Raw genomic sequence first — 3,617 nt, forward strand, 5'->3', positions numbered from 1 at the left:
GGCGGGAGAGGTCGGTCCCGCCGCGGCGCGCCCGTCGGTCGGACACACGGCGACTGTGCGCACGACGACTGGGCATGCGGGGACTGGGCATGCGGCGGCGGGACCTCCTACGTTGTGCCCCCGGCCTCAGGCCTTGCCGGCGACGACGTCGTTCTCCGCCCCATCGTAGAAGGGGATGTATCCCTTGTCGGACGACAGGACGTAGAGCGGGTCGTCGAACTGGGAGGTGTCGAACGCCTGCTCGCGCAGCTCGGTCTTGCGGCTCTTGTAGGTGGACGTCACCTCGAGCTCCTTGGAGAGCCGGATGAACAGCGGAACCGCGTACGACGGCAACGACCTGCGCAGGTGCTCCGCGAGCGCGGCGCCGTCGAAGTCGGACTTGTCGTGCAGCCGCACGGCGGCCATGCCCGCCTTGCCGTCGGCGCCCGGCACCGGCACGCCGTAGACCACGGCCTGGTCGACCTCGTGGCGAGCGCTGACGGCCGCCTCCACCTCGGTGGTCGCCACGTTCTCGCCCTTCCAGCGGAAGGTGTCGCCCAGGCGGTCGACGAACGAGGCGTGCTTGAGGCCCTGGTCCAGCATCAGGTCGCCCGAGACGAACCAGGCGTCACCGTCACTGAAGGCGTCGCGGATGACCTTCTTCTCCGTGGCCTCCTTGTCGGTGTAGCCGTCGAAGGGCTGGGTGTCGGAGATGCCGCTGATCAGCAGGCCGATCCCGCCCTTGCCCACCTTGGTGAGCCGACCGTCCTCGCCGCGGCGGGGCTCCCCGGTGTCCGGGTCGTAGTCCACGATCGCGAAGTCCATCGGGCAGTAGCCGGTGGTCTTGGGGATGTTGAAGGCGTTGACGAACGCGATGTTGCACTCGCTGGCCGCGTAGAACTCACAGATCCGGTCGACGCCGAACCGCTGTTGGAACTCGTCCCAGATCTCGGGGCGCAACCCGTTGCCCGTCATCACCCGGATGGAATGGTCACGGTCGCCCGGACCGGGTTCCTGGTTGAGCAGGTAGCGGCAGATCTCGCCGATGTAGATGGCGGCGGTCGCCCCGGCCGCGCGGGCCTGGTCCCAGAACTTCGACGCGGAGAAGTGCTCCTCGACGGCCAGGCACGCGCCGGCGGCGAGCACGCAACCCAGGCCGACCGTGAGCGCGTTGTTGTGGTACATCGGCAGCGGACAGAGCAGGACGTCGTCCTTCTTGAGCCGCACACCCGACAGGCCGAAACCGGCGAGCGCGCGGTTCCAGCGGTAGTGGGACATGGTCGAGGCCTTGGGCAGGCCGGTCGTGCCCGAGGTGAACACGTAGTACGCGGTCTCGTTGCCCAGCGTCTCGTCCGCCTCGGGCGGGTTGGTGGCGCCGGCGTCCGCGTCCATCTTCTCCAGCTCGTCCTCGAGCCAGGTGAGATCCGAGAGCTCGTCCGGGCGGTGGCCCGCCGTGAAGTCGCGGAACGGGAGGTCGACCTCGGTCCCCACGGCGATCAGCTCACCGAGCCACTTCTCGCGGGGGATGGACCCGGCGGCCTCGGCGCACTCCGCCCCGATGAGGACGACCTTCGAGTCGATGATCTTCTGCGAGTGCTCGAGGACCTCCCCGCGCTGGTGGTGGTTGAGCAGGCCCACCGAGGCGCCCACCTTGACGGCGCCCAGGATGGCGAGCATGACCTCGGGCCGGTTGACCATGCAGATGCCGACGGTGTCGCCGCGCTCGACCCCACGGGCCTTGAGCACCCGGGCGAAGAGGTTGGCGCGCCGGTTCGCCTCCCCGTAGGTGATCTCGGAGCCCAGGAATCGCAGGAACGGGGCGTCCGGTTGGCCGGCCGCCAGTTCCTGGAACCTCCTGCCGATGGAGATCTTGTCGGTCCCGCGGGAGGAGCGGACGATCCGGAGACCACGCAGGACTGTCGGCAGATCGGAGACGAGAGAGGGCAGGCCTCCCGCCAGGTCGAACGGGGTGAGGGTCCTGGCGCCCTGGGACGCGCGGCGGGTGGTGTCTTCGGTCGTGTCGGTCACGGGTTCTCCTCTTTCGGGGTGGTGAGTGACTTGGCGGGATCTCCGGCGAGGCCGCGCCACGCGAGTTCGACGACCACTCCTGCGGCCACCGATTTGGGTATGGACCGGTGCGCGACGCGGTCGGCGACCGCCTCCCCGGCCCCGACGAGCGCGGTGGCGACCACCTCGAGCACCTCGCGGCTGCGCCCGTCCACCGAGTTCTGCGCCAGCAGATCGGTGGTCAGGTCCACCAGGACGGAGCGGGTCTTCTCGACCTCGTCGCCGAAGGCGGGTTCGGCCACGGCCTGGCGGTACACGACGTTCCACGAGTCGGCGTGGTCGTCCACGTAGTCGAGGAACGCCTCCACGACGCTCTCCAGACTGTGACGCGCACCGGTCCCACTGGTCGCCGCGGAGGTGAGGTGGTCGATGAGTCGCCCGGACTCACGGGTCACGCACGCGGAGAACAGTTCCTCCTTCGAGCCGTAGTAGAGATACAGCATCGGCTTGGAGATCCTGGCGTCCTTGGCGATGGTGTCCATCGACGCCGATCGGTAGCCGAGGTCGGAGAACACGCGGATGGCCGAGTCGAGCATCTGCTGTTCGCGGATCGCGCGTGGGATCCGTTTGGTCCCCGTCGTCACAGGACTCCTTCCGGCGGGACGTGGTGTCGTGTCCCACACCAACTTACCGGCCAGTAAGTAGTTGTGGGCGACACTACGCACGATCCACGGGGTACCGGGTGATACTCTTTCGGCGTCGGCGTGCCCCGGGGCACCGCCAGGACACCCCATTCTCGTGACCCGCAGGGAGAACTCGATGAGCTTCGGTACCGGAGCGCTCGCCAGCGCAGTCGGCGGAATCGTCCTCGGCGGCATCGTCGCCTTCGGAGCCAACTCCGCGATGGCCGAGAACTCCATCCCGGAGGTCGCTCAGCCGCCCGCCGACCAGGCCCTCCTCGGCCAGGTCGAGTACGGCGCCCGCTAGTCCCCCCTCCGCGCCGGCCGAGGTGACCCGCGGGATCCGTCTCGGTGCAGGCGCGCGTGACGCGGTCGTCGCGTTCCTCGGTTTCCTCCTCCTCGCCTGCCTGCAGTCCCCGGGTCTGGTCGTCCCGGACACCAAGTACGACCTCGTCGTCGACCCCGGACGCTTTCTCGTCCAGGCCACCCACCTGTGGACCGGACTGTCGTTCGGCGGCCAGGTCCAGAACCAGGCGTACGGGTACCTCTTCCCCCAGGGGCCGTTCTTCGCGCTGTTCGACCTGGTGGGGATGCCCGCCTGGCTGACCCAACGGCTGTGGTGGGCGGTGCTGCTGACGGTCGCCTACGTCGGCGTGGTCCGGGTCGCGGCAGCACTGCGGATCGGCACCCCCCAGACCAGGGCGGTGGCCGGGATCCTCTACGCGCTCGCCCCGCGGATGCTCGGCGACCTCGGGTCGATCTCCTCCGAGATCTGGCCCGTCGCGCTGGCACCGTGGGTGCTGCTGCCGGTGGTGCGGGTGTTGCAGGGGCGGATGTCCCCGCGCCGGGGTGGCGCCGGTGCCGCGCTGGCGCTGGCGCTGATGGGCGCGGTCAACGCGGTCGCCACCGCCGTCGCGTGCCTGCCCGCGATCCTGTGGTGGCTCATGCACC

4 protein-coding genes are annotated in these 3,617 nt (G+C 69.5%); 2 read left to right on the forward strand and 2 right to left on the reverse strand.

Features of this window, described 5'->3' with window-relative positions; all coding sequences use genetic code 11:
- Positions 1-126: 126 nt before the first annotated feature.
- Positions 127-2,007 carry a long-chain-acyl-CoA synthetase gene (locus G6018_RS02730; RefSeq protein WP_182638653.1) on the reverse strand — a complete coding sequence of 627 codons (1,881 nt, stop codon included), beginning with the start codon at positions 2,005-2,007 and terminating at the stop codon, positions 127-129.
- Positions 2,004-2,630 carry a TetR/AcrR family transcriptional regulator gene (locus tag G6018_RS02735; RefSeq protein WP_179523607.1) on the reverse strand — a complete coding sequence of 209 codons (627 nt, stop codon included), beginning with the start codon at positions 2,628-2,630 and terminating at the stop codon, positions 2,004-2,006. Before G6018_RS02735 ends, G6018_RS02730 begins: the two co-directional genes overlap by 4 nt.
- Before the next feature lie 154 nt (positions 2,631-2,784).
- On the opposite strand from G6018_RS02735, the gene G6018_RS02740 reads away from it, so the two are divergent.
- Positions 2,785-2,973 carry a DUF2613 domain-containing protein gene (locus tag G6018_RS02740; protein WP_346034821.1) on the forward strand — a complete coding sequence of 63 codons (189 nt, stop codon included), beginning with the start codon at positions 2,785-2,787 and terminating at the stop codon, positions 2,971-2,973.
- A 22-nt stretch (positions 2,974-2,995) separates the two neighbouring features.
- Positions 2,996-3,617, forward strand: a 622-nt coding sequence (locus tag G6018_RS02745) for an alpha-(1->3)-arabinofuranosyltransferase family protein (protein WP_182638654.1), incomplete at its 3' end; no start/stop codon positions are given.

The sequence above is a fragment of the Dietzia sp. DQ11-44 genome (genome assembly GCF_014145205.1).
Lineage (GTDB): Bacteria > Actinomycetota > Actinomycetes > Mycobacteriales > Mycobacteriaceae > Dietzia > Dietzia natronolimnaea.